The organism is Oceanobacillus manasiensis, assembly GCF_000724085.1.
Taxonomy (GTDB): Bacteria; Bacillota; Bacilli; order Bacillales; family Amphibacillaceae; genus Oceanobacillus_B; species Oceanobacillus_B manasiensis.
On record NZ_CCDL010000001.1, the window covers coordinates 487,283 to 513,463 of the forward strand.

General features: G+C 38.2%; 29 protein-coding genes and 2 pseudogenes. 17 read left to right on the forward strand and 14 right to left on the reverse strand.

The genetic code is table 11. From position 1 onward, the window contains the following. Positions 1 to 172: 172 nt before the first annotated feature. Genes BN985_RS02610 through BN985_RS02620 form a run of 3 tightly spaced genes read right to left on the reverse strand, consistent with a single transcriptional unit; the run spans position 173 to position 3,273 of the window. Positions 173 to 1,444 (reverse strand): ATP-grasp domain-containing protein, encoded by a 1,272-nt coding sequence (locus tag BN985_RS02610; RefSeq protein WP_232225523.1) that lies wholly within the window; start codon positions 1,442 to 1,444, stop codon positions 173 to 175. Between the two features lie 25 nt (positions 1,445 to 1,469). Next, positions 1,470 to 2,708: an MFS transporter gene (locus BN985_RS02615; RefSeq protein ID WP_042220924.1), complete on the reverse strand. Its 1,239-nt coding sequence runs from the start codon at positions 2,706 to 2,708 to the stop codon at positions 1,470 to 1,472. After that, positions 2,698 to 3,273 (reverse strand): NAD(P)H-dependent oxidoreductase, encoded by a 576-nt coding sequence (locus BN985_RS02620; protein ID WP_042220926.1) that lies wholly within the window; start codon positions 3,271 to 3,273, stop codon positions 2,698 to 2,700. The genes BN985_RS02615 and BN985_RS02620 overlap by 11 nt, the downstream gene beginning before the upstream one ends. A gap of 125 nt (positions 3,274 to 3,398) precedes the next feature. Here BN985_RS02620 and BN985_RS02625 point away from each other — a divergent pair, with 125 nt between their 5' ends. From BN985_RS02625 to erm(A), 3 genes are all read left to right on the forward strand, one after another. Next, positions 3,399 to 4,331 (forward strand): LysR family transcriptional regulator, encoded by a 933-nt coding sequence (locus tag BN985_RS02625; RefSeq protein ID WP_042220927.1) that lies wholly within the window; start codon positions 3,399 to 3,401, stop codon positions 4,329 to 4,331. A 283-nt stretch (positions 4,332 to 4,614) separates the two neighbouring features. Further along, positions 4,615 to 4,674 (forward strand): erythromycin resistance leader peptide, encoded by a 60-nt coding sequence (locus BN985_RS19550; RefSeq protein ID WP_198029988.1) that lies wholly within the window; start codon positions 4,615 to 4,617, stop codon positions 4,672 to 4,674. 58 nt (positions 4,675 to 4,732) lie between these two features. After that, positions 4,733 to 5,467 (forward strand): 23S rRNA (adenine(2058)-N(6))-methyltransferase Erm(A), encoded by a 735-nt coding sequence (erm(A), locus tag BN985_RS02630; RefSeq protein WP_042220928.1) that lies wholly within the window; start codon positions 4,733 to 4,735, stop codon positions 5,465 to 5,467. Between the two features lie 165 nt (positions 5,468 to 5,632). On the opposite strand, the gene BN985_RS02635 is transcribed toward erm(A), so the two are convergent. Beyond that, positions 5,633 to 6,028: a hypothetical protein gene (locus BN985_RS02635; RefSeq protein ID WP_042220930.1), complete on the reverse strand. Its 396-nt coding sequence runs from the start codon at positions 6,026 to 6,028 to the stop codon at positions 5,633 to 5,635. Positions 6,029 to 6,233: 205 nt separating this feature from the next. Here BN985_RS02635 and BN985_RS02640 point away from each other — a divergent pair, with 205 nt between their 5' ends. Then, positions 6,234 to 7,691: an MDR family MFS transporter gene (locus tag BN985_RS02640; RefSeq protein WP_042220931.1), complete on the forward strand. Its 1,458-nt coding sequence runs from the start codon at positions 6,234 to 6,236 to the stop codon at positions 7,689 to 7,691. A 69-nt stretch (positions 7,692 to 7,760) separates the two neighbouring features. Next, positions 7,761 to 8,255 (forward strand): GNAT family N-acetyltransferase, encoded by a 495-nt coding sequence (locus BN985_RS02645; protein WP_042220932.1) that lies wholly within the window; start codon positions 7,761 to 7,763, stop codon positions 8,253 to 8,255. 13 nt (positions 8,256 to 8,268) lie between these two features. On the opposite strand, the gene BN985_RS02650 is transcribed toward BN985_RS02645, so the two are convergent. Beyond that, a complete protein-coding gene (locus BN985_RS02650) occupies positions 8,269 to 8,628 on the reverse strand; it encodes a winged helix-turn-helix transcriptional regulator (RefSeq protein WP_042220934.1) in 360 nt (119 codons plus the stop codon). Between the two features lie 151 nt (positions 8,629 to 8,779). Between BN985_RS02650 and BN985_RS02655 the strand changes: the two genes are divergently transcribed. Together BN985_RS02655 and BN985_RS02660 are read left to right on the forward strand one after the other, a co-directional pair. Beyond that, positions 8,780 to 9,838 (forward strand): LLM class flavin-dependent oxidoreductase, encoded by a 1,059-nt coding sequence (locus BN985_RS02655; RefSeq protein WP_042220936.1) that lies wholly within the window; start codon positions 8,780 to 8,782, stop codon positions 9,836 to 9,838. A gap of 12 nt (positions 9,839 to 9,850) precedes the next feature. Continuing rightward, positions 9,851 to 10,417 (forward strand): NADPH-dependent FMN reductase, encoded by a 567-nt coding sequence (locus BN985_RS02660; protein ID WP_042220937.1) that lies wholly within the window; start codon positions 9,851 to 9,853, stop codon positions 10,415 to 10,417. A 260-nt stretch (positions 10,418 to 10,677) separates the two neighbouring features. Here BN985_RS02660 and BN985_RS02665 read toward each other — a convergent pair whose 3' ends face one another. Beyond that, a complete protein-coding gene (locus tag BN985_RS02665) occupies positions 10,678 to 11,037 on the reverse strand; it encodes a Lin0512 family protein (RefSeq protein ID WP_042220939.1) in 360 nt (119 codons plus the stop codon). Positions 11,038 to 11,312: 275 nt separating this feature from the next. On the opposite strand from BN985_RS02665, the gene dacB reads away from it, so the two are divergent. The 6 genes and pseudogenes from dacB (at position 11,313) to BN985_RS02695 (ending at position 16,690) form a co-directional block, all read left to right on the forward strand. Continuing rightward, complete coding sequence (gene dacB / locus BN985_RS02670; protein WP_042222851.1) at positions 11,313 to 12,833, forward strand: D-alanyl-D-alanine carboxypeptidase/D-alanyl-D-alanine endopeptidase; 1,521 nt, start codon at positions 11,313 to 11,315, stop codon at positions 12,831 to 12,833. Between the two features lie 317 nt (positions 12,834 to 13,150). Next, positions 13,151 to 13,885 (forward strand): AAA family ATPase, encoded by a 735-nt coding sequence (locus BN985_RS02675; RefSeq protein ID WP_042220940.1) that lies wholly within the window; start codon positions 13,151 to 13,153, stop codon positions 13,883 to 13,885. A 378-nt stretch (positions 13,886 to 14,263) separates the two neighbouring features. After that, complete coding sequence (locus BN985_RS02680) at positions 14,264 to 14,704, forward strand: NUDIX hydrolase (RefSeq protein ID WP_042220941.1); 441 nt, start codon at positions 14,264 to 14,266, stop codon at positions 14,702 to 14,704. Between the two features lie 40 nt (positions 14,705 to 14,744). Beyond that, a pseudogene (locus BN985_RS19305) lies at positions 14,745 to 14,967 on the forward strand (SAM-dependent methyltransferase); the annotation flags it as partial. Positions 14,968 to 15,171: 204 nt separating this feature from the next. Next, positions 15,172 to 15,705, forward strand: coding sequence for a sigma-70 family RNA polymerase sigma factor (locus BN985_RS02690; protein ID WP_042220942.1), 534 nt, complete (start codon positions 15,172 to 15,174; stop codon positions 15,703 to 15,705). Then, the gene (locus BN985_RS02695; RefSeq protein WP_042220943.1) at positions 15,689 to 16,690 is read left to right on the forward strand and encodes an anti-sigma factor; all 1,002 of its coding nucleotides are present in this window, start codon (positions 15,689 to 15,691) and stop codon (positions 16,688 to 16,690) included. Before BN985_RS02690 ends, BN985_RS02695 begins: the two co-directional genes overlap by 17 nt. 59 nt (positions 16,691 to 16,749) lie before the next feature. Here BN985_RS02695 and BN985_RS02700 read toward each other — a convergent pair whose 3' ends face one another. Then, positions 16,750 to 17,193 carry a sigma-70 RNA polymerase sigma factor region 4 domain-containing protein gene (locus tag BN985_RS02700; RefSeq protein ID WP_042220944.1) on the reverse strand — a complete coding sequence of 148 codons (444 nt, stop codon included), beginning with the start codon at positions 17,191 to 17,193 and terminating at the stop codon, positions 16,750 to 16,752. 244 nt (positions 17,194 to 17,437) lie between these two features. Here BN985_RS02700 and BN985_RS02705 point away from each other — a divergent pair, with 244 nt between their 5' ends. Continuing rightward, positions 17,438 to 17,896: a hypothetical protein gene (locus BN985_RS02705; RefSeq protein ID WP_042220945.1), complete on the forward strand. Its 459-nt coding sequence runs from the start codon at positions 17,438 to 17,440 to the stop codon at positions 17,894 to 17,896. Between the two features lie 209 nt (positions 17,897 to 18,105). Then, entirely contained in the window at positions 18,106 to 18,795 is a 690-nt protein-coding gene (locus BN985_RS02710) for a hypothetical protein (protein ID WP_042220946.1), read from the forward strand. Between the two features lie 70 nt (positions 18,796 to 18,865). Here BN985_RS02710 and BN985_RS02715 read toward each other — a convergent pair whose 3' ends face one another. Together BN985_RS02715 and BN985_RS02720 are read right to left on the reverse strand one after the other, a co-directional pair. Further along, positions 18,866 to 20,110, reverse strand: coding sequence for a LysM peptidoglycan-binding domain-containing protein (locus BN985_RS02715; protein WP_084157434.1), 1,245 nt, complete (start codon positions 20,108 to 20,110; stop codon positions 18,866 to 18,868). 283 nt (positions 20,111 to 20,393) lie between these two features. After that, complete coding sequence (locus BN985_RS02720; protein ID WP_042220948.1) at positions 20,394 to 21,134, reverse strand: SDR family NAD(P)-dependent oxidoreductase; 741 nt, start codon at positions 21,132 to 21,134, stop codon at positions 20,394 to 20,396. Between the two features lie 267 nt (positions 21,135 to 21,401). On the opposite strand from BN985_RS02720, the pseudogene BN985_RS02725 reads away from it, so the two are divergent. After that, positions 21,402 to 21,878: pseudogene (locus tag BN985_RS02725) on the forward strand (NUDIX hydrolase); the annotation flags it as partial. 401 nt (positions 21,879 to 22,279) lie between these two features. Here BN985_RS02725 and BN985_RS02735 read toward each other — a convergent pair. Further along, on the reverse strand, positions 22,280 to 23,488 hold the full coding sequence (locus tag BN985_RS02735) for a S8 family peptidase (protein ID WP_042220950.1): 1,209 nt from the start codon (positions 23,486 to 23,488) through the stop codon (positions 22,280 to 22,282). Between the two features lie 254 nt (positions 23,489 to 23,742). Continuing rightward, on the reverse strand, positions 23,743 to 24,432 hold the full coding sequence (locus BN985_RS02740; protein ID WP_042220952.1) for a YetF domain-containing protein: 690 nt from the start codon (positions 24,430 to 24,432) through the stop codon (positions 23,743 to 23,745). Between the two features lie 147 nt (positions 24,433 to 24,579). Here BN985_RS02740 and BN985_RS18905 point away from each other — a divergent pair, with 147 nt between their 5' ends. Beyond that, positions 24,580 to 24,735, forward strand: a complete 156-nt coding sequence (locus BN985_RS18905) for a hypothetical protein (RefSeq protein WP_156960060.1) — start codon at positions 24,580 to 24,582, stop codon at positions 24,733 to 24,735. 59 nt (positions 24,736 to 24,794) lie between these two features. On the opposite strand, the gene BN985_RS02745 is transcribed toward BN985_RS18905, so the two are convergent. From BN985_RS02745 to BN985_RS02755, 3 genes are all read right to left on the reverse strand, one after another. Then, complete coding sequence (locus BN985_RS02745; protein ID WP_042220954.1) at positions 24,795 to 25,232, reverse strand: GNAT family N-acetyltransferase; 438 nt, start codon at positions 25,230 to 25,232, stop codon at positions 24,795 to 24,797. A 114-nt stretch (positions 25,233 to 25,346) separates the two neighbouring features. Beyond that, a complete protein-coding gene (locus BN985_RS02750; RefSeq protein WP_042220955.1) occupies positions 25,347 to 25,622 on the reverse strand; it encodes a hypothetical protein in 276 nt (91 codons plus the stop codon). Between the two features lie 221 nt (positions 25,623 to 25,843). After that, a complete protein-coding gene (locus BN985_RS02755; protein ID WP_042220956.1) occupies positions 25,844 to 26,152 on the reverse strand; it encodes a hypothetical protein in 309 nt (102 codons plus the stop codon). Positions 26,153 to 26,181 lie beyond the last annotated feature (29 nt).

Sequence of the window (26,181 nt, forward strand, 5' to 3'; positions counted from 1 at the left end):
TAATTATTAAAGGGCTATTGTGTCTTCGTTATGCCACAAACGCGCCCGTTTGTGGCATAGTCATAGACGTGATCAATCAAGATATTTAAATTAACTCTTATGGCATATTCTTTACCATACGTTTTTTCTTGTGGTTCCTCCACTCAATGAATGGCTATGCTTACTCCATTTCCTAATTACTATGGAAAGGAAAGGAAAATTCTGTCTTGTACTTAATGTCTATTGAATTAATCAAGCTTAGTGCAATACTCTTTGCTGATTCAGGTGTGTCGCCAACCGTAATGATATACCCTAATCGATCATCAGAGCTTTTCGGGGTGTATACTTTCTCACCGGACTGTACATTTAATGTCGTTCGAACAACTCCTTGATGATTAATTAAGATTTCAGTATTAGTATATCTTTCTAAACGCCCTTCCTTCTCTGCGGTCAAGAAAGCAACTGATGCTCCTTTATTTTTGGTTGCTTTTAAATTAATCGGTATATTTAAATAAAAATCAATAGTGACATCAAAAACATTTATTCCCTTAGCTTGCATTAATAAATCTGAAGCTATTTGATCGCCTCCAGGTCTACCGTTAACTTCAATGACTTTTGGCCCCTCCGTTGTCATCTTTACTTCTACATGGCTCGGACCATTAATGAGTCCAATGGCGTGGAGAGCTTGAACAGCAGTATTGACAATTTTTTTCTCTGCATCTTTATCAATCATTGCAGGCATGATATGGGCAGTTTCAACGAAATAAGGCGGGGGACTGATAGTTTTCTCCGTGACAACACTCATAAGTGTGTTACCCTCTTCTAGAAAAAGCTCAATACTGTACTCTTGGCCTTCAAGGTATTCTTCCAACAAATACTCATCCCTTACGGCAAACCCAAGATAGCTTTGTTTGAACAATAATAGTTTCTTTAACGCACTTTTTAATTCCTCTTCATTCTTTACTAAATATACCCCCTGGCTGCTTGCCGCATTCGTTGGTTTAATAACAGCCGGATATTTTATATATTGAACAGCCGTTAGTGCCTCTTCATAACTTTTTATTATTTGATACCTTGCACAAGGAACGTAATTATTAATAAAAGCTTCTTTGGCCAAATCTTTATTTCTAGCCTTTACTGCGGCATCATAGGTGACATTTCTTAAGCCTAGACTCTCTGCTACCATTGCCGTAATATGTGAGGCAAAATCAGTAGCAGGTATTAAAGCATGCAATTTTCGATTATAGGGCGACTCCTGAATTGCTGTAATTATAGATTGCGCATCTCGGATGTCTGCCATAATGAGATCGTGATAATATCCTTCGTAACCATATTTATTAGGGCTTTTTTCGGAATGAGTAATGACGACAACTTTATGACCTTTATTGAAAGCCGATTTTACAAAGTCAACTCCATAAAAGCTAGGTTCAACTAAAGCTACCACTTGTTTCATTTTTTCTTTCACAACAATCTCTCCCATCGTATATAAATTATGACTGTGACTGTACAACAGCATTTTCTTTCACTTTTGAATTGGACATGGAATGATGGACAGCGATAAATAAGACAATGCCTATAAGCATCAGGCCACCCATTAAAATAAATCCAATACCTGCGTGCATGAGGTCAATTGCGAGACCAATGCTATAAGCTAAAACCGATTGTAATAAGAGGGAGATTCCCATCCAGACGGACATCGATCGCCCCATGTACCTTTCTGATACTAGTTCCATCAGGAGTGCATTCGTGTGTATTCTTATAGATGAATTAGAAAGACCAATCAACATACTTCCTAAAAACAGCCAAATAACATGATGCTGAAAGGCTAGAGCTATCATTGTCACGGTTGCAAGAATGAAGAACATCGCAATGGTATAGGGTTTAGTTAATTTCTTAACAATTGGTGCAGCTAAAAACCCTGATAGCAATCCCCCGATTCCATAAAACATATCTGCCGTACCGAAAACTACAGAATCGGCTTGTAATAAATCTTTAACATAACCCGGCAATATAACATTGAAAACCATGGTTGTAGTTAACGGGATGATGGAGACTATTCCCAATAGGAATAAGATTGGTTTGCTTTTTAAATAACCAATTCCACCTTTGAAGCTCTGTATAAAAGATTCCTCTTCTTCCTTAACATAGACTTTGGTGCGGTAAACGACACGCATTAAAAAGATACTGCTGAGCATAAATGCAGATGCATTCATAAGCAGAATGAACTCAAAACCAAAATATTTATAAAGAATTCCAGAGACTGCACCTGCTAAAAACATTCCGACTTGCAAACTAATCTCTATCAACGAATTGCCATTCACAAATTCATCTTTTGTTAAAATTTCTTGTGTAAAGCTTCTCGAAGCAGACATATAGATTGTCCATCCAACACCATTAATGATGGTAAAAAGATAAATATATATCATGCTAAATCCATCGATAAAAAATATAAACGTGATGGTAAAGATTAAGATTGCACGTATAACATGTGCTAAGAAAATGATCTGTTTTCGACTAAAGCGATCGGTTAGGTAACCGACAAGAGGAAAACATAGAAATCCTGCCAAAAGATTGAGCGCTAATAAAAATCCGACTGCTGAAGCTGAACCTGTTTGATCAAGTACATACCAGTTTGCGCCGATCGTACTCATTCCAACACCGAATCCTTGTATAATATCGGAGATGAAAAAGTTTCTGAAATTCCTGCCTTTCAACATGTTAAAGAGCATTGCTTTCTTCTCCTTTGATGATATGACGTTGGAGGTGATCTTGTAATTGACTTGTATACTCTTTTAAAGGTAGATTTTTCATCGCTGAATAGATTGAAAAAGTCGGTAAACGATTCAAACCACAGTATTCAAATATTTTATATAGGGGAAATAATACTTGATCTGGGGAGTACCCCTCTAAAAAACTATCTTGGCTTCCGTTAAATGCGTTTATATGTGCACCCCATGTAACGGAAAGCATGTATTCTTTTTGAGTAAGTAAACCACCTCGACCAAACTCCTTTGCTTTTGTAAAAAATACATCTGGCATAAACACGTCATCAAAGTATTTTTTAAAAATGCCCGGAATACTAAACCAATAAATAGGTGTTTGTATGAGCACAATATCTGCCCATTGAAATTTTTCAATTTCTTCTTTGATGTTATAACCTTTGTAAATAATTGTTTCTTTCAGTTCAAAATGGGGACTTACTTCCTCCCTAATGAGATCAATCATGTGATCTGTTAATTGACCCTTTGCTCTTTGAAGTACGTCATGACCATTAATAAGTAATATATTTTTCATTTAGTCTTCCCCTCTCTCATATTGTTTTGGATCTACATAGAGTGTAAACTAAGCTTATCGATTATAAAAGGTGATAATTTTGATGGTATCAATCAATAATTTCGATTACAGAGAGGGAGAACTATATGGAATATAAATACTTACAAACATTTTTAGTTGCAAGCGAGACCATGAACTTCACGAAAACCGCTGCCAAACTCCAATATGCTCAGTCTAGTGTCACGGCTCAAATCAAATCTCTCGAACAAGATTTGGAGACTCCTCTTTTTGAGAGACTTGGGAAGAAACTTGTTTTGACTCAAGCGGGAAAGCAGTTAAAACGGTATGCCTACCAAATTGTTCATTTAACAACTGAAGCACGTACTGCAATTGGTGCCGGAGAGAAAACAGGAACAATTATAGTAGGGGCACAAGAAAGCCAATGCACATACCGTTTACCTGAGCTTCTTAAAAACTTTAAATCAAAATACCCACTTGTGAATTTGATTTTTAAACCTGCTCATTCTGATGAAAGTGCAACAGAGTCTTTGCTGCAGGGAGAATTAGATCTGGCTTTTATTATGGATACAAACAAACCAAATCCATATTTAGAGCCAAATCCTTTATTACAAGAGAAATTAATATTAGTTGCTTCGCCATCGAACACATTAGTTTCAAAACCTACAGTATTACCGGATGATTTACAAGAAGAAACGGTCTTATTGACAGAGAAAGGCTGTTCGTATCGGATTATGTTTGAACAAAAGCTTCACGAATATCAAGTATCACCGAAAAACACGCTTGAATTTGTTAGTCTTGAAGCTATCAAAAAATGCGTAATCGCCAATTTAGGGGTTGCAATGCTTCCAGAAATGGCCGTTGCGGAGGACTTAGAAGAAGGATTATTAATGGAATTAAACTGGGATGTAGAAATGCCCGTATTAACTACACAAATGGCTTTACACAAAAACAAATGGCTCACACCTCAATTACATGATTTTGTAGAGCTGACAAAGGCACACTTTGCTACAAAAATTGATCATTCATCTGAGGGTGACCAAAAGCCACTAACCTATTGATTTATGCCAACTGATATTACATTAATGGCTCTTATAAGCAAAAGGGGCGTTGATCTTTATTAAAGAATAGCGCCCGATTACGGAACAGAGTTTACCGTTTTAAGAGGCATGCAAACGAGGACCTTCCTATATTTGAACATTTGATTTACGAAAATGGTATAATCAGGTATAATCAGTTTCATAAAAAGCAACTCATGGAGGGTTCAAATATGTGTTCTAGCATAGCAGTAGTCGATTTTACTTTATCTCATTCATATTGAAAAAATGGAAAGGAGATAAAAGTATGGGAATTTGTTCTATATGTGTCGTTAATAGAGTTCATTATCAACCAGATCAAAAATAAATTGGTTATAATGAACTTTTAATGTCAGTTCATTATAACCAGCAAGGAGAAGGTTATAATGAACCATAAAAACCCAAAGGACACTCAAAATTTTATTACTTCTAAAAAGCATGTAAAAGAAATATTGGATCATACGAGTATCAATAAACAAGATCACGTAATAGAAATCGGATCAGGAAAAGGGCATTTTACCAAAGAGCTTGTCAAAATGAGTCGGTGGGTGCATTCTATAGAAATTGATGAGGACTTGTGTCAAGTCACCCAAAAAGTGGTGAAGCCTTTTCAGAATATAAAAGTTATCCATACGGATATTCTGAAATTTAACTTCCACAAAAACAAAGACTATAAAATATTTGGTAATATTCCCTTTAACATCAGTACTGATATTGTCAAAAAAATCGCTTTTGAAAGCCAGTCGAAATTTAGTTACCTTATCGTGGAGAAAGGTTTTGCAAAACGATTACAAAATACTAAACGAGCTTTAGGTTTGCTGTTGATGGTTGAAATGGATATCAAAATCCTCACAAAAATGCCTCGAACTTATTTCCATCCGAGGCCAAGCGTGGATTCTGTATTAATCGTCCTTGAACGCCACGAGCCATTGATTTTAAAGAAAGACTACAAAAAATATCAATCGTTTGTCTATAGGTGGGTAAACAAAGAATATCACGTCCTTTTTACTAAAAATCAGTTCAGACAAGCCTTGAAGCATGCAAAAATAGATGACTTAAATAACGTTAACTTTAAACAATTTTTATCTCTTTTCAATAGTTATAAATTGTTTAATAAGTAGTGTTAAGGGGATTGCTTTATTGAGAGCAACCCCTTAAACTTATTTCCCTTAGATACTTTGTTAGACTCAATCTATTCACGCATTATATTCCGCAATCTGGCCCGATTGCTGAAGACCTTTACGTTGTATATAAGCATTTTTCTGGTGTACCAACGAAGAAAACATCTATCTAGATTTAGTTTCCTCAACCAGATGAATTTCAGAAAAAAGCTTCTCCAAATCCCCAAACACATGGTGCACACCTTCAACGAAATAAAAACTGGATGCTTCCTCTGGTGAAAACCCCTTTTCACTGTAGATAAAAACTTTTTTATCATAGGCCAATGCCAAACCAAGCTCAACATGACTGCCTTTCCCACCTGGTAAATATAGAATGAAAAAATCACAGTCCGCCACTGCCTGTTTTTCTAATGTGCCAATCCTTCCAAGTTGTTCAACAGTGTCTGCGCGTTCGTTCAATGTCCAATCATATGTATTCACATGCCCCCTAGAGGAAAGAAACTGGCTGACAGCTTGGACGCTTGTCTTATTTTTAAAACCTGATGCAATATAATATTTCATCTTGTGTCTCCTTCATTGTTTATACGGTATTTGCCTTAATTATACCACAATGTCTAAATATTCAATTATAAACAAAAGTTTATAAAAATTGTAAGCAATTTAATTGTTTAAAAGCGATTGCATCCTATATAGTAAAAAGATGTGTAAAGGTTTTTTACATAAAAAACATACGTTCTTAGATACAAAAAAGGAGAGGATATAACATATGGCTACATCAGATTTACCAAAAGGCCAAAAGGTTGCCATGATCGCGGCATTGCTTGTTGGGGCGTTTATGGGGATTATTAATGAAACGCTTTTAGCGACAGCACTTCCAACGATTCAGCATGCCTTTCAAATATCACAAGCCCAGGTTCAATGGCTGACTACGGCATTCCTTATGGTGAATGGGATTATGATCCCTATTTCAGCATACTTTATTGAACGATTCACGACCCGTGGACTGTTTTTAACGGCAATCAGTCTTTTCGGTATAGGAACCTTAATTGCGGCAACTGCCCCAGTGTTCCCTGTATTACTATTAGGAAGGGTTGTTCAGGCTTCCGGTTCAGGGATTATGCTGCCACTCTTAATGACAGTGTTGCTCGCAATCATCCCTGTAGAAAGACGCGGCACGACAATGGGGCTAATCGGAATTGTTATTGCGTTTGGACCTGCAATTGGCCCTACCTTATCTGGATGGCTGCTTGAGCATTTCCATTGGAGAGCACTTTTCTTAACCGTGCTACCGATTGTCGTTCTTACTATTATTCTCGCAGCGTTGTTTTTAAAGAACGTTACAGATCTTGGTCGCCCAAAACTGGATGTCCTGTCCGTTGTGCTATCTTCACTAGGGTTTGGCGGATTCCTATATGGGTTTAGTATCGGTTCAGAGCATGGCTGGGGAAGTCCAGCTGTCATTATCGCAATTGTCGGGGGAGCGATCTTAATTACGCTATTTATCCTTAGACAATTGAAGCTTAAAAAACCGATTCTTGAATTTCGCATTTTTAAGTTTCGCATCTTCGCCCTTGCCATTGTAATTACGATGGCAGTCATGATTTCTTTAATTGGTGCAGAGACACTGTTACCACTATTTATGCAAAACACACTTGGTTTTAGTCCACTCGAATCAGGGCTGATGCTATTACCAGGAGCCATCGTAATTGGGATTATGTCTCCGATCACAGGCTTTCTGTTTGATCGATTCGGTGGTAAATATCTAGCAATCACGGGTCTTACCATTGTTACCGTAACGACCTTCTTTTTCACAAATCTATCGATGGAAACATCATTTGCCTACTTGACCACGGTATATGCCATTCGGATGTTTGGTTTATCTTTCGCTTTAATGCCAGTTATGACATCAGCATTAAATCAGTTACCGCCAAAATGGTATGCGCATGGATCTGCCATGGCCAATACGATGCAACAAATTTCCGCTTCGATCGGAACGGCAATTCTTGTAACGTTAACTACAGTTGGTGCCAAGCAATTCACACCAAGTGCGAATGAGTCAGTAGATACAGCCGGTCAGCTTGCGCAAATTCAAGGCTTTGAATGGGCGTTTACAGGAAGCACGGTACTAGCATTCGTTGGTCTAGTGCTCGCATTCTTCCTAAGCTCACCAAAGAAAGAAAAAGAAATGACACGTAAGATTAACGAAGAAGGTGCAACGGAATAAATAATAAAAGCTCTTCCTATTTTGGGAAGAGCTTTTGTATAAAATAGCAGCAGAAAGGTTGGAAGTAGTATGTCTATCTCAATTGTGAAACCTGAAATTTCTCATACAGCAGCTATATCTGCCATATGCACAGCTGGGTGGAAGCAGACAGTAGAAGGCAAGCTTAGCGAAACGTTTCAGGAGGAGAATGTTGCTAAATGGTATAACTACGCTAGAGTAGAAAACGATATTTTATCAGAAAGCTATACACATGTTGCCTTATTTGATTCCGAAGTGGTTGGCGTAATTGGAGGCGGAATAACGGCACCAGAGACCGGTGAACTGTTTGTGCTTTATGTAAAAGAAGCACACCGTTATAAAGGCATAGGAAGGCAGCTCCTTGACGCTCTAACAAGGCGACAGATTGAAAAAGGCGCAAAAGAGCAGTGGGTATCTGTTCAAGAGGAAAACCAGTATGGTATTCCTTTTTATGAAGCGAGGGGATTTATCTATCAAGAGAAAAAAGAAACTCCAACAAGTACAGGAGAAAGACAAATCTCATTAAGGTATAAACGAAAAGTCTAAAAAGACAGGGGTGCTATGCCTCCTGTCTTTTAGCTTCTTTATCTAGCTTGGCTTGTTTATGGACGGTATGCTTTGTTCCCCATTCATGCATTGCTTCTAAAATCGGCTCTAAGCTTCTTCCATAATCGGTCATGGAGTATTCAACCTTTGGAGGAACTTGTGGGTACACCACACGGGCAATAATATCCTCTTCCTCCAGCTCACGTAATTGTTTGGTTAACATTTTTTGGGTGATTCCGGGCATACTGCGCTTAAGCTCACTAAATCGTTGTGTCCCCTTTTGTAACAGATGGAGAAGGATAATTGGCTTCCATTTACCAACCAAAATACTTAGCGCATCCTCTACCCGACATAAATCTGGTGTTTTATCCATGCTTTTTCCTCCCTTAGTATCTTTTTGTATACTATACCACCTAAAAGTGCGTACTTCAGGAAATACTCATTATACCTTACAATAGCATTATAATGAAAAAATAGAAAGCCAGTAGATATAGATTATGTAGGATAGAAAGGTTGATAATGAAATGGAAAAATATCGAATAGATCCTAGCAAAGGAATGGAATTCGGACTATACACACTTGGTGACCACCTGCCAGACCCGCATACGGGAAAACGAATTCCTGCACAGCAACGCTTACAGGAAATAATTGAATTAGCAAAACTGGCCGATCAGGCAGGAATTGATTTCTTTAGTGTAGGCGAAAGCCATCAGGATTTCTTCGCTACCCAGGCACATGCCGTTGTTTTGTCAGCAATTGCCCAAGCTACAGAGAATATAAAAATTGCCAGTTCCTCGACGATTATTAGCACATCAGATCCCGTGCGCGTTTATGAGAATTTTGCTACAATTGATCTAATTTCTGGAGGGCGTGCGGAGATAGTTGCCGGACGAGCATCAAGAATTGGCTTGTTTGATCTTCTCGGCTATAATGTTCGCAATTACGAAGAGCTTTTTGAAGAAAAATTTGATTTACTAAGACAAATTAATGAAGAAGAGATTGTAAACTGGGAAGGCGAGTTTCGTGCCCCGCTAAACAATGCGAAAATATTGCCGCGCCCACTTAACGGCTCGTTGCCAATCTGGCGTGCTGTCGGTGGTTCACCGGGCAGTGCAATCAAAGCAGGCTATTCAGGTGTGCCAATGTTCCTTGCCCATTTAGGTGGACCGGCTAGCAGTTTCAAACGTTCAATTGATGCGTATCGCCAAGCAGCACAAAGCCGAGGATTTGATACAGACCAGCTACCCGTTGCAACTGCTGGATTCTTTTACGCAGCTGAAGATATGCAAACGGCTCTTAGGGATATGTATCCACATATAAATGAAGGTATGAAGCGCACTAACGGACAAGGATTTCCGAAGCAGGCTTTTGCACAAGGTGCAGACCCGCATAGTATTATAAATATAGGAAGCCCAGAGCAGATCATTGAAAAGATGCTATACCAGCATGAAATGTTTGGCCATCAGCGCTATATTGCTCAGATAGACTTTGGTGGTATGCCGTTCGATAAGCTACGTAAAAACATTGAAATCATCGGAACAGAAATTCTTCCGGCAATCAAAAAACATACAGCAAAAAAATAGAGGTGAATACAGATGAAGATTGTGGGACTATCCGGCTCAAAAGTTGGCTCCAAAACAAGAACTGCTATGGATTACACGATAACTAAATTACAAGAAAAGTATCCAGAAATAGAAACAGAACTACTCGACCTAGCTGATTATGACATCCAATTTAGTGATGGGCGTAACTACCTTGATTATGAGGGTGATACCCGCTATGTGACGAAAACGATCATGGAAGCAGATGCCGTCATTATAGGAACCCCTATATTCCAGGCTTCCATCCCGGCTACTTTAAAGAATATCTTTGATTTACTCCCTGTTAACGCATTTCAAGATAAGATCGTGAGTATGGTTGTGACCGCGGGATCTGCCAAGCACTTCCTAATCGCGGAACAACAGCTGAAGCCAATTCTTGGCTACATGAAGGCCCAAATCGTGCATACCTATGTATTCATTGAAGAAAGTGACTTCTATCGCAAAGAAATTACCAATGATGACGTCCATTTTCGAATTGAAAGACTCGTGGAGGATACCGTCGTATTAACCGAAACCTATACCAAGATACGAGAAGCAAAAGAAGCGGAGTATGATTTTTAAAATATATTGAGCGACGCAGGATTTTAGTAAAGAGACGCCATACCGATGAAACTGACACCTCAGCGGTAGAAAGTGAAACGATAACCAGTAAAGTGACACCAAAACGGCCCAGAGTGACACCACATGCCCGAAAAGTGAAACCAAACCGTCTCATAGTGACATATAAAGTAGAAAAATTATCTAACCAAAAAAGCAGGACAAGGGGCTTATACCAGCCTTGTCCTGCTTTGGGTTGGAGAAAACCTTAAAACCTAAAAATCTTAATAGCCTACTTCAACTGCTGCATTCACAATATACATTAAGTCATTTTCATCGCCTTTGTCCTTAAGGGTAATTCCACTGGATGTGGCCATTCCCCCATCTGTAACATCTACCGATACAGAGCCATAAGGGATTGCTTTTTTAACGCTTTCCTCATCCAATTCGTCTCGATCAAGCGGTACAGCTAACTTCACTTGAACTTTCATATTTTCTAATTGTTGTTCAGGAAGGCTTTTTTCAATGCCTGGCATGGAGTTAAACCATATTGCATTTTCCACAGCACGGACAGCTGCCTTCGTTATATTCTGTCCATGAACGTCGATTCCAGTTCCTGTTTGAATAAATAGAACTTGATTCACTCTAAAACTCCTCTCTATGAAGGATTTATCGTTCATATTAGGCGTTTCCCGAGGTAGAGCGGAATCAAACACGGGATTTTATGAAATGAGCATGTAGACTAAATATCATATAAATAGTGGACTAGATTAGTGATAACCCTTCTATAGTATGATATAGGCTTATTAACTGGGCCCATTGATCCCTTTTCTATTAGAGCTCTATTATTGATATATATATTACTGTATACTTTAAATATTCAAAATTTTATTGAATATGAAGGGAGAAGATGTTAACAATGCGTTTGAAACGAATCCTGCTCTTAGTAGTTATTGCTGTCCTTGCAGTATTTCCTTTGCTTGGACAAGAGGGAAATCAAACGATTACAGCATCCAATGAGATAACAGAAAAAGAATTTGCCGAATCTAACCTAGAAGAAAAGCTGCGCATCCTCCTAGAGAATGAACAGCTTGACGGAGCGGTAACTGGAGTTAGCATTATGCAAGCTGATACTGGTGAACAGCTCTTTTCACAAGACGGGGATATACGTCTCCACCCAGCATCCAATATGAAGATCCTGACAGCAGCGGCAGCTTTGGAAACGTTGGGTAAAGATTATAAGTTTTCTACAGAAGTACTAACAGATGGTGAAAAACGTGGAAAGGTTCTTCATGGAGATCTCTATTTAAAAGGAAAGGGAGACCCTACACTATTAAAAGAAGATTTCGATCAATTTGCGAAAGAGCTGAAGGCACAAGGAATTCAAAAGGTGAAAGGCGATCTAATTGGAGATGATAGCTGGTATGACGATGTACGGCTTTCACAGGATCTAAATTGGTCGGACGAGCCTTTCTATACAGGTGCTCAAGTTTCGGCACTAACTCTATCTCCGAACGAAGACTATGATGCAGGTACAGTTATTGTAGAAGTAAGTCCTGCTGATGATCCTGATGGCAAGGCTGAGGTCAATCTTAGCCCTGCAACAGATTATGTCACGATAGAAAACAAGACAAAGATGGTTCCTTCAGGTGAAAGGAAAACCATTTCCATAGAACGCGAGCATGGCACCAATACAATCGTAATAGAGGGAAATATGCCGGTGGATGGATCCAATTCCCGTTCTTGGGCCTCCGTATGGGAGCCAACAGGCTATGCGCTTAATATCTTCAAAAAGTCATTGGAAGAAGAAAATATTCGCTTTATCGGAAAGTCAGACGAGAAGTCTGGTGTGACACCAAAAGGCGCCGAGTTGCTAACATCTAAGCAATCGATGCCATTACATGAGTTGTTGGTGCCATTCATGAAGCTCAGTAACAATGGGCATGGAGAGGTGCTGACCAAAGAGATGGGAAAAGTGGTTTCTGGTGAAGGAAGCTGGGATGAGGGGCTAGAAGTCATCGAGGACGTAGCCGCCAAATATGGGATGAATAAAGATACGATCCAACTACGCGATGGTTCCGGTATGTCGCATAAGACGATGATACCAGCTCATGATTTGTCTCAATTTTTATATGAAATTCAAGCAACGGAATGGTTTGATGCATTTGAATACTCTCTCCCTATTGCTGGTGAATCAGATCGATTTGTAGGAGGGACACTGCGTAATCGGATGACAGAGGAGCCTGCTAAAGGAAATGTAACTGCCAAAACAGGATCCCTTTCTGGCGTATCCACCCTTTCTGGTTATGTGACCTCTGCAAATGGAGAGGACCTTATTTTCTCTATTTTAATTAACAACTATCTTGGATCGAGCTCAAGTATGCGTGCTATAGAAGATGACATTGCAACGACGTTAGCTGAACACGAGTTTTCGGAGTAATCTAGCTAACGAGCCACCTTCCTAAAGGAGGGTGGCTTTTTTAGTATTTAGGCTTGCAAATAAGAGCGAGTTGCCCCAAGCAGGCAAATGAGTCGAAAATGGCCAAGGAGAATCGTCATCAGATGAAAGTGAATCAACAGCACTGCGAAGTGAATCGAGAGAAGCCAAGAGTGAATCGTCATCGCCGAGAAGTGAATCGGGAGCAGTGAATCATCAACCCCCGCAGGTGAAGCGAGCTAACACTTAAGCCTACCCCCACGCAAAATCTCCCAAAAGGCAAACAATTCTGTTAAAATAAAGAAAAAAGAGGTGGGCCAATGCGTCTCGACGAATTAACGGCATACATAAAAAGCATGGAATTGAAGAGAGACCAAATACCAAGCTTTAATTGCTTTCCTTTTGACCTCCCTGTTATTCGCAACCTAGACAAGCTTAACTTTCACCCAAATGTCACCTATATCGTTGGAGAGAATGGTATGGGAAAATCAACCTTGTTAGAGGGCATAGCAGTTGCACTTGGATTCAATCCAGAGGGTGGCACACGAAATTTCAACTTCTCAAGCTATGATTCTCATTCTGATCTCGGCTCTTATTTGCGAGTTGCAAAAGGGCCAATATTACCAAAGGGCGGCTTCTTTTTTCGTTCGGAATCGTTTTATAATGTTGCAACAAATATTGAAGAAGTAGGTGCAGTAAATTCCTATGGTGGCAAATCACTTCATGAGCAATCACACGGGGAAGCCTTTTTCTCCGTATTTCTCCACCGCTTTTCAGGCGAAGGAATATACATATTGGACGAGCCAGAAGCAGCCCTTTCGCCATTAAGGCAAATGTCCATGCTCTCACGCATTCATGAGCTGGTAAGTGAAGGGGCACAATTTATTATTTCCACCCACGCTCCTATACTGATGGCTTATCCGTGGGCAAAATTAATTGAATTGACTGAGGACGGCATGAAGGAAATGGCGCTTGAGGAAACGGGACATTATCGCTCCATGAAACAGTTCTTTGAAAATAAAGAGAGACTGCTACACCATTTGTTTGAGGAGTAGGGTAAGCTGGCTGTCTTATACGTCCAACCCTTCTCCATCTTCTAGGCATTAAGACAGAAGTTAACTACTCATTTGGTCGTAATCTCTTTACGAGGGACAGTGATCATCCTGTCATTCTCCGAGATGGTAGTTTTATTTCAGAGGAGTACATTTATAAGAATAATGTTTGCTACGGAAAAGAAAATGGACAGGAAGTAGACATGCAAAATTGTGAACCATACTTAGATGTGGTAAAGCAGGAGTTGGCCCTATCATATGATATTATTTTTGGGGATTTGTTAACATTCCTTGTTGAATAAAATGGATCAGCAAGGTAAAGGAGATTCTTAAAGTGCTTACAAGGATTGAATTTACTAACAGAGTGGGGAGTAATGATATATGGAAAGAGTAAATGTGGTTTATGTTCTTTTATATGACCATAGTGAAGAAAGAATTTTGATGGTAAAAAATAAAGGAATGGACTCCTCTTACTATACACTTCCAGGAGGGGCAGTAGAAATTGGGGAAACTTTAGAAGATGCAGCTATCCGGGAGGTTATAGAGGAAACAGGATTAAGCGTTGAACTGGATGGAGTCTTGGCAGTAAGTGAAGCATTTCTTGAACAACGAGGACATCACGCAATCTTTTTTACATTTAGAGGTAAGGTCGTTGGAGGTAAAATAAATATTATGTATCCAGAAGAAATCGAAGAAGTCACGTGGATGAATGCGGAAGAAGCATTAAAATATGCCTCTCTCTCAACTGAAGGAAATGAATTAGTTAATAGAAATTCCACCATCCCCTACGTACTCCGTGGAAAGGTAATTCATAAAAATTAATTATTACAATTTATCATTATTAAAAATAGGAGATCAACCACTGGATACAACTCCCCATAATAGCAATGCATGGGATAAAAAAGTGGAAGAAGGCCCTATTATACTAAACCTGTTAGCAGTGAGGCATTTAAAAAAAGTAAGGCCGGCGAATGGGAAATCACGGTTACAAAGGAAAAAAGGTGCTCTGTTTAGCATCGGGGGGAGGTCAACAGGCACCTATCCTGTCTGCTACAGGTGCAGATGTAAAGGTAATGGATATTTCCACATTTATAGCCACAAGATCCATAAAGTTAAATGTAGATTAAAATATGCCTTATTAACATACATACTGCTATTAAAAGGATTGTCTCAAGACAATCCCTTTTCTTTTCATAGACATTCTTAATTCCAAAATCAAAGTAAAAAAGCACTGTAACATTTCTTTCGGTCAAACGTGTTTGTAATGTGGATGGTAAAGAGGGGGGCAAATGCGAAATCAACTAAAATTAGAAAATCTATATAAACAGTATGCAAAGACGCTCTATTTTTATTTACTTAAGCTAAGCGGTTCAACGCAGCTTGCAGAGGATTTAACGCAAGAGACCTTTGTTCGTGCTACGGTTCACCTTCATACATATGAGGGTGAAGAGGCACGAGCCTGGCTTTTTAAAGTAGCACGTAATGCTTACCTAGATGAATGGCGAAAGCAAAAAAGAAGAAGAACACTTCCACTGTTCAAAATATTTTCGGTAAAAGAAGAAATGATTAGTCCTTATGGGCTTCCTGAAGACGCCCTTATAACGAAAGAAACACATGAACAACTTGAAGATTTATTGGAGTTTTTACCAGAACAATATAGGTCAATTATTTATTTACGTGAGTTTGAGGAATTTAGCTATAAAGAAATGATGGAAGCATTACAGCTTACAGAAGAACAGGTGAAAGTAACACTCCATCGAGCGAGGACACGGCTAGCAAGCCTTGCTAAGAGGAAAGGGTGGAATCATGACAGAATGGAATAAAGATTTAGAGAAGAGAATATTAAAAAAGTCAAAATTCACTTTAGCATTTCGGGTCTTACGAATGCTAATAATCCTGGTATTTATTTATGTTTTATACATGATGATTACGAATATTTTAGTTGATAAACTTGATGTTGGGAGGGAAAATAAATATTACTCCAGTCTTGCGCTTGATTGGACTGTACCTAATGTCAGAGCTGACTATGATATAAAAGAAGAAGAACTGAACGCTTTCGGTACAAAAAGTTTCTCCTACAACTTACTTAAAACGGTAGGAAGTGAAAATAAAGTGGTAGGTGAGGCAAATGTAACGAAGCATCTATCCAGTAATCTATCAAGGGTCACCTATTCACATCCTGGCTTACAGCAATTAAGTGATTTTTCCTTTTCGCTCCCTGAAGATCCAAGAACTGATAAAAAGCTAGAGGCAAATACGTCGCCAAATGTATGGGAAACATTAGAAATGCTTCCTCAAGGGACAGTAGGAGAGTTAGCTTTCTCCACGACAAGTTTTATGGAATCAGAACAATTAGTCGAGTCTCTACAACCATACGATATTAGGGTTTTGTGGATGCCATTGTACACTGGAGAATTTGTAGAGTATGAGCCGAATATGTGGAGTGCAAGCGATAATACGATCATGGTAGATAATCGAATTGGTTTGACAGGTGGTGTTAACCATGATAAACGCTACCATCAATCAATGAGGATAAACAGCCTGGATGAAAGTACGGTTGGTGAAAGCCAGAAGTTGATGTTGGAGAACATGGAAGAAGTTTTGAACAAATCAGAGAGCTATTATGAGCAATTCTTAGGTCTTGCCCATTTAGATGAGAGATATCAATACGTAAAGGAAGAAGGTTTTACTGTATATGGTGCTGTTGTAACTGGTCCAGTGAAAGAGTTATTAAAATTAAGAGAATCTGAACTTGTTCAAGGGGAGCAGCTAGGTGAAGTAGAACTATGGAACTGGGAAGAAAGGTGACCAAGTTGAAGCACCCAATTTCGGGTGCTTCCCATTAATATGAAGAGGAAAAAAGCTCCCTAATTGTTTTTCTCGATTACAGTTTTCAAGTCGTTATTTATCATGATCCCAAAACTAATGAGTAGTTTATCCATTATACGACTCCTGAGTACATAAAGTGAGGCCTTACTATAGCCGATAGTCTGAGCTGTTTTTTCAATGGAATAGTTTTGAAAATATCTTAAGTTAATAAATCTTTGTTCAAGAATATCTAAGTTTGAAATAGCATTTTCAATGGAATTTTCTATCAGGAGTGTTTCGTTTAACTTTTTGCGGATGGTCATAATCTTTTCTTTTTCATCCGAGTTAATAGAGAGGTAGCTTTGATTTTCATTTGGTGTAAGGTACTGAAGCTGTCTTTGTAGGTTATCATTCGCAACTTTAAATGTTGTGTAATTTTTCAAATAGTACTCTATTAATTTTATTTTATCTTTTTTTTCTGTCTTGGTTCGTTCCATTTTCAAACTATATCCCTCCTAAAAAAATAGAACATACATTCTGTTTTTATATTGTACCACTGTCTCCTGTGAATTAAAAGGATATTTTTACCAATTTGTAGGTTTTAGAAAAACACTGTACTTTATCCGTAGAATCGGTTGAGCTTTCTTGTATCAACTTTTTATTAGGTTAAGACTTCTTGCTTCATGGAATCCTTTAGAATTGATAGTAAGAAAAAATAAGAAGGCGATATATTAAGGAGGGATGCATATGAACGGGAGTAAGAGGAAGGCAGAAAAGGATGATATAAAGAAGCTAGAAACCCATTTAAAAAATTATAAGACATATAAAGCGGCAATTAGAATTATAGTGAAGCAATTAAATCACCTGGTTCCTGGCTTTGTTTCATGTTTTGAAGTAGGGAATGTATTGGATGGTAGAGTTACTATAGAATCCTTAGGTAAAGATATGGATAGATTATCAAGCGTAAAATTTATTAAGCTGTACGAAGAATTGTTACATTACAGTATAATCGTTGCGTCTATTGATGAAGCTATTGCGGAATTGGATGAAACAGAATATCAATTTATAACATCTCGCTATTTAAAAGGGAAGACAATCGTGCAGACTTCTTTTGATTTGGGGTATAGTGAAAAGTATGTCTTTAACATAAGAAAAGCAACGCTAAATAAACTACTAATCTCCCTTAAGTGTCTTATTTTTTTATAGAGGTAAATAAGTAATAAGCCACCTAAAAATCAGTAAACGCTAAATTTAGCAAAAATTGTAACTTTATCTGGTTATGAGGCGACTAATCATGCAGGTAGATTCATTGTAATTTAAGTTATTCTCCCAATGGAAAGAACATCTACTTGCTAAAGTCAACTTGACTCTAAAGTTTAGTGTGATATCTTTTGATTAAAGAAAGGAATGATTTGATGACAAGGCGTACAAAAAACTACTATTTTAGCTTCCTTTTACTTTTGCTCGTTTTATTGCTAGCTGGATGTGGAGGAGGTTCAGATGAAGAATCAGATTCAACAGAAAGTGACAATGCTTCACAATCTGAAGAGCAAGCGAATGAGGCAGATGAAAATGAATCTGATGTTGAGGAAGAGTCAGAAACGGCTACTACAGAAGCGGACGACGATTCTAATGATACTTCTTCTACAAAGGAAATAGGAAACCAAGACAAAGAAAGTAATTCTGAAGACAGAGAAGAAAAGGGTAAGTCACTTTCGAATTATTCTTCTGAGGAAATTGAATATGCTCGCGTTTGGCTAGAGCTTGGACCTAACCAAGAGATCGATGAATTAAATGTTCGGCATATTGCTGCAGGAGAGCCGATTAACCCGAACGATGAAACCAGTGCGAATTATCCAGAAGATGTCATCCAGCTAGCGGGCTCTCGCTTGGTTGATGGTTCGGTTACATATAGTGGTAATGGAGATGGCACAATTAATGTTTACAATGTACCTTTACGTTGGGATAGCAGTGACGCTGAGGTAGATGAAGACTTCATGAAAGAGTACACAGAGAGTTTAATCGAAGAAACAGAGCTAGTGAAAATTGATCCGGGCAATGACGAAGAAATTATAAAGCTCATAGACATCATGAAAATTCACTAGAAAGAAATAAGGGGCGGCTCACTAATTTGTGAGCCACCCCTTGCTGTTATTTCAGATTGATTTTATTCGCTTAAAATACTTGAAGGCACCGGTTATAATACATTCTTCGATCCTCTAATCCATTGTAACCACCATTGACTCTTAACGTTACGGCCTCGACTGATGGGTTCGTATCACAAAGTGCATTCATATTGTTTAAGTCCCACCAGAATCCGGCACTTGTCCAAGGGTAATTAGCAGCAACGTAATCTACACCTTGGTTTACAATCTCTGGATCACCGATGTCATTGGAAAAACGTGTATAGTTATAGCGACCTGTTAATTGAATATATCCCCCGCCTTTAAATTTCGGGCCATCACCAGGTTGGGTGTTCCCTAAATCTGTTCGTCCTTCATAATCCCAACCGGATGCTAGTTCTTTTGTCCATCTGCCAGCTCCTGACTCGTGGCTACATTGACTAATAAAATGGCATAGTCGAGATCTGGTTGTAATATTATATCTTTCTAAGCATCTATTTAAATCCTCCAAAATGGCGTTTGAAAGATAGGCGCTAGACCAGCCAATTTGATTTAGTTGGCTTTCTGTTACATAAAGATCACCATCACCTGGTGGCAAACCACTATCCCCGTTATCATAAACGAGCAACTCTTGCCCAACCTGAATAAGATCAGGGTTACTAATGTTGTTTAGTGCCATAATTTCATCCAGTGTCATCCCAAAGCGCTGTGCAATCCTTCCCAATACATCCCCTGGCTGGACAATGTAAATGATCGTGTCAGGGGTAGATCCGCCATCATCATTTCCGTCACTATAAACGAGTAGTTCTTGTCCAACTTGAATGAGATCAGGGTTACTAATGTTGTTAAGTGACATAATCTCAGATAAAGTCATTTCAAAGCGCTCCGCAATCCTTCCCAAAACATCTCCTGGCTGGACGATATAAATGATCGTGTCAGGAGAAGAGCCGCCATCGTCATTCCCGTTACTATAAACGAGTAGTTCTTGTCCAACTTGAATAAGATCAGGATTACTAATGTTGTTAAGCGACATAATCTCAGATAAAGTCATTCCAAATCGTTCCGCAATCCTCCCCAACACATCTCCTGGCTGTACCACATAAACGGTGGTACCCGGGTTAGACCCGCCATTACTATAAACGAGTAGTTCTTGTCCAACTTGAATGAGGTCAGGGTTACTAATGTTGTTAAGCGACATGATCTCAGATAAAGTCATGCCAAACTGCTCTGCAATCCTCCCCAATACGTCACCTGGTTGAACAATGTAAACAGTTGTACTTGCAATTGTTGTTGTCATAATGTTATCCCCTTTTCTTTTTTTAGTTTTCCTTGTCTACGTGCACGTAGATAATCGTTTCTACTAATCTTCATGAAGATTATGTACTTATAATAAAGGTGGATGGCGTTTTAAAACTGCATATTAAGTAAGCTAAATGTATTGTAAAATTATAGAGGAGATAAGCGGTATAAAATACTGAGGCAGGGACAAAAAATCTCCTGCTTCCCATAAATCAATTAGGAAGCAGGAGACTATCTAGCTTTGCAATTTACTAGTACCACATAAAAGTTATTTCTTTTTCTTAACGCCCGACTGTCCAGCCACCATCAACCTTAATTTCTGCACCTTGCATATAATCTGATTCATCAGAAGCTAAGAAAACGGCAACAGATGCGATTTCTTCTGGCTTACCAGCCCTACCTGCAGGGATGTCTTTTAATCTCTCATCTTGAATGCCCTCCGTCATAGGGGTGTCAACAAACCCAGGTGCAATTAAATTAGCTTTGACTCCTTTGCTGCCAAAATCATAGACTAATTGTTTTGTAAATCCATTAATAGCAAATTTGCTTGTAACGTAAGTATTGCCACCTGCTCCAGCAACAAATGAAGATTGAGAGCCGATGTTTATAATATTTCCTTTCCCTTTATCCAAGAATATCGGCAATACGGCTTTAGTAGCGAGGTATGGACCCTTCACATTAACTTCCATTAATTTATCAAATGTTTCTTCATCTGTATCCAATACGTTTTTATAGGCATCATGGACACCAGCTCCGTTATACAAGATATCAATCGTGCCATATTCATCTACCGTTTTATTAACGCATTCTTCAATGGATGCCTGATCTGTTACGTCTATTTTTACAAATGTAGCTTCCCCATTATTTTGTTTTATTTCCTTAACAATCCGATTCCCTTGATCATCATTTGTACCACTCACAATCACTTTAGCTCCTTCTTTAGAAAACGACTTAGCTGTGGCTTCTCCAATACCTGAAGTACCACCAATAATCAATGCCACTTTATCATCTAGTTTTCCCATTTCTTATATCCTCCTTTAGATCGCTCTATATACCCCTTTCTTCCCTACTTTTCCATAAAAATAAACAAAGCTTACTATTTCTAAAGGCGTATTAGCAATGTTATAGGCTGAGGATAACTTGTATGGAAGGACGTTTAGTATTAGGCAAGGTAGTGGGATAACTAGGTTGTTTATTAATTGGATGTTTATGGTAAAATGGACGTTGACTAGTATGTATTTTGGTTGGTAAAAAGAATAGATGTGCTAGGAGGTAATACATGATTAAAATATGTTAATTGGGGAGAAGGAAAAGTAAAGTTAACGTGGAACCGTAATAATCATCTCCCACCAAGAGAACAAATAACGAGTGTTCATGGGTTTTGTTTTAAAGATGATAAATTGGTATTAATTAATTTAAGACATAGAGGATGGGACTTTCCGGGAGGTCATATTGAAGAGGTGGAGACTCCTGATGAATGTTTAAAGCGTGAAGCATATGAAGAAGCTTATATAACAGGGAGTTGTTCTCTTTTAGGTCATATTGTGGTCGACCATAATGAAAATCCAAATTGGGATGAGAATAGCCCTTACCCTTTAGTTGGATATCAAGTTTTTTACCGCATGGATATTGACCAATTACATGAATTTAAAGCGGAGTATGAATCAATTGAAAGAATTGTAATTAATCCCGATAATGTATCAGAATATCATCATGGCTGGGGCGATATGTACCAAGAAATACTTCATTGTGCTTTGCAAGCATAGTTTACTTTAACCAAACCGTGCTCCGTTAGGGTAGGAATTGAATTGTAATTCAATAAGAAATTTAAGAAGAGAATTCATTACATATGTTTTAAAAAGGAGATTTAAATGGTTCAAATAATTTTAACTGTCATACTAATAATCGCTCTTATCTTTTCTGTTTATGTTGTTATCCAAAAGAGAAAAAAGTCTGGTATAACAGGGGTGAGAAGTGCTATTCCCTCAATTTGTTTTTATCTTATCGCGATAACCCATCTCTTAGCTTATTGGTTACAGTTTATGGGGATATTAAGTTGGTCAATAACAATAATTTTGCTAATAATAGGTGCTTATTTCACAAGATATATGCCAGAATATACATAATGAAAAAGTAGCACCCAATATGGATGCTACCTAGAAATCTATTAATATCGTACGGAATCTAAAACATTAATTAACCCGTAACGCACATAATACCCAGTGCCACTAACACTATCTGCTGTGTTTTGTATAGCTGCGCGAACCTGAGCGTTGTTCTTGCCTTGACCAGTCAATAATGCCGCTTGACCAGCAACATAAGGGGATGCCATCGAAGTTCCTGATAGATAGGTATAACGATTTCCTGGATAAGTGGAAGCAATATCGACACCTGGAGCGGAGACATCTACCCATGTTCCATAATTAGAGAAGCTTGCTTTATTATTATTCCGATCAACAGCGCCAACTGCAATGGCATTTGCATAAGATGCTGGCTGGAAACGTTGTGATGTACCATCATTCCCTGCAGCTGCTACCACAACCGATCCTCTATTCCATGCATAGTTAACAGCAGACTCTAATGTTTGCGTGTCACATGCGCAGCCTAAAGAAAGATTTATCACTTCTGCTCCTTGTTCTGCAGCGTAACGTATCCCATTGGCAATGTTAGAAAGGGAGCCTTCACCCCTTGCATCTAGTACACGTACAGCTAATATTTTTGTATTTGGAGCCGTACCAGCGATTCCAATTCCATTATCTGTTTCGGCCGCGGCAATCCCTGCTACATGCGTACCATGGCCATTAGCATCAGTAGGAGTGTAATCCCGGTCTACAAAATCGTAGCCACGGATCGTTTTTCCTCTTAATTCAGGATGGTTATAATCTACTCCTGTGTCTAATACAGCAATTTCCTGAGAAGAACTTCCCCTTGCATGATCCCATGCATGATGTGCGGATATATTAAATAATCCGTATTGATAGGATGGGCTGAAATAAGTATCGTTCGGAGACCATGTCGCTTTTAAAATGTAATTCGGTTCTGCATATTCTACATTCTTATTCTGATTTAACGTTTTTACAACGCTATCCACATCCCCAACCTCAAGGACTACAAATGGGGATTTCACTACGCTTGGGCTTGGTTGAACTTTTGCATTAAGTTCGTTTAAAATCTGTTCCTGACTGTTTAGAGAAATGCTATCTTTAAATTTAACAATCACTTCTCCTTTAACGTAGCTCCCCTTTTCAATGCTAACGTTAACCGGAACATTCTCCTTTGCTAAAGATGGACTCTCACTCTCCTCAGCAAAACTCACCAATGGAAATACCATTACCAAAAACATAAACAAAATGGAACCAAAAAACTTCTTCTTCATCCTTTTCCCTCCCTTGATTTAACACTCTAACAATATATGGGAGTTCGGATAGGATCATGTGTGTATCCAGGCACTGTCGCTATTGGGAATAATAGAGGGAAGGACAATGTCTTAACATTGTTTTAAGGCCTACCTTTTTCCTTAAAAAGGAAAAATTAGTGGGAATTTGTTTTAAGAGAATGAGAGAAGTGTTGGAATAAGAAAGAGGCCTCTCATAGCACCAAACATAAAAGACCTTTTAGAATAAAATTGTTTTATCGTTCATTTTTTAAAGCTAGGAACAATGTTCCATCTATTTGTACCTGTCCAAATAGCACTTCTGATATGGAGGCTATGTTGCGTTGCTGTAATTGTTGCTGAATCCAATTATTATCAAGCTTTAACTTGCTCAAGTTTTCCGTTAAAATTCTGCCGTCTGAGATGACTTCAGTTGGAATGGGGAAGGCTTTTGGCGTGGTAGGTACATTCATATCGAATTTCGTAACCGGCTTATTGTTGTCTTTAGGAAGAACTGTTAATTTACCATTGGTTTCTAAAATAGCATAGTCAACCTCAGCAATAGAAAAGATATTCTTTTGTCTAAGCAAAGCAATTAGTGAATCCAAGTCTAATCTGTGTGATTGAAGCGATCTGTTGACGAGTTTCCCTTCCTTGATGACTACTATAGGGGTTCCGGAAATGACTTTTCGCGCCTTTTTTGATTTTAGCTCCACTAACTCCAAAATAAACGTAATAATTGCCCATCCCACAACAGCCAACACACCATTTAAAATGCTTAAATTCTGGTTGACGACAAGGTTTGCTGTAATGGATCCAATGGAAATAGCTGAAGTGAAATTTACAAAGGTCATTTGGCTAATTTCTTTTCTCCCAAGCCATCTAGTCATTGCAAATAGTACAAAAAAGCCGATAATGACTCTTGCTATTAACTCACCAATCTCCATATGTTATGCACCACCTATCTCGTTTTCACGTTATTATGTGCAAAAATTTAAGGAATAATCATCCAATCAGGGGTGTTAGTTAGCCATAAGAGTTGATTAATCTCTAAAGCAGTAGGGCATTTTAATGGGGAAGGGAGGAGTTTCATAATGGTTAACACAGATTTTGGAAAGTTCATTAAAGCTCAAGGGAAAGACAGATCCACCTATCTAGGTCATGAGCAACGTTCAAAGAATACTGATCCGAAAACCAATAATAGTAAAACCTCAAACCAACACCCAGGTGCTTCAGGGAGAGAGTTATAATTAGCCACAATATAAAAAAGGCCACACAAATGAAAGTGTGGCCTTAAAGTAGAATTTTCTTATTCTAAAGATGATTTAAATACAAAACTAACTTTGTCATAATCCATTTTATCTTCATAAAAACGATGTGCTTCCGTTCGCTGTAGTCCAGAAGATAATGCTACACTCTCATAATTGTTCTCCTTAGCCCATTCATGAACGTATGTAAGTAGCTTTTCTCCATATCCCTTTGAACGCCTGTTTTTATCTGTTACAAGGTCGCAAACCCAAACAAACCTCCCATAATATAAGGTTGTCATAGGCTTGAACCCTGTTACGGCAACAATTTCCCCTTCATCAAATAATGCAAATAGTTTATACCGGTCTTCTTTTTTAGCTTCTATAACGAGGTCTAGGTATGTTTCTTCCGTGAGGTGTGTTCGTAATTGTTTCATAACTGGGAAGGCTTGCATTATCTCACTTTCTGATTGAAGTTCTTTAAATTCTACGGTCTCCATAGCAAATCTCCTTTTTATAGTAAGTATATCGGAACAATTATCGAACAGCACTAGTGAATATTGCATATGATTAAAATTTTAAAAATGCATGAATCAACCATACAATACAACTTACTATGTTAAGTAGAAAATTATTATACAAATGGTTATTGTTACTATAAAAAGCTCGATGATAAAAGATTTTATTAATCTATTATAAATTTTATAATTTAAAAACGTTTGAATAACTATCAGCAAAAAGAGAAATACACTTAAAAAGTAAATCATCTTATTACTTATATCCACAAATGCAATAATTAAAAGAAGCGTGGGGCCAAACATCATTTTTACTTTCAAAAGATAATCATCTACAATTTCATACTTACTTTTTTTATTTTCCCCTTTATCCAATAAAACACCTCCAAATATATACTGACCATATATTAGATCTTCTATCTCTTCAACCAAAAATAGAATCATTTTCTAGAATACGGTTAGTTATGAAGTGCTCAATTTAAAATGAAACAGCCACTCCATTTTGGAAGAGGCTGTTTTTCAGGTCTGACAAGTATTAAGAAAGTTTAGGGAGACCTTATTAGTAGCACCTTAGGTCATCAGCCAGATTTGTTCCCTCACTTTTTCTTCAACACATTAATCAATGTGGAGCCGGCATGGAGACATAAAGCAACGAGTAAAACAGCAGTAATCACGTTAAATTGATAACTTTCGTGAAAGTGAATGTAATCCTCAACTTGCTTCAAAAATGCTGCAGCATTTTCCCCACCGGCATTAAGTTTAAAAATATGCCAGGCATTGTAATCACCGATAGCAAAAAATGATAGCTGTATAATTAAAAAAATACATAGATGAAGGATCAGACCAAGCAATGCCTTATGATCCTTCCATAAGTTAATACTACTAACTTCCAACTTATTCTCCATCATAATCCCCCTTATAAATCATGCGTGAG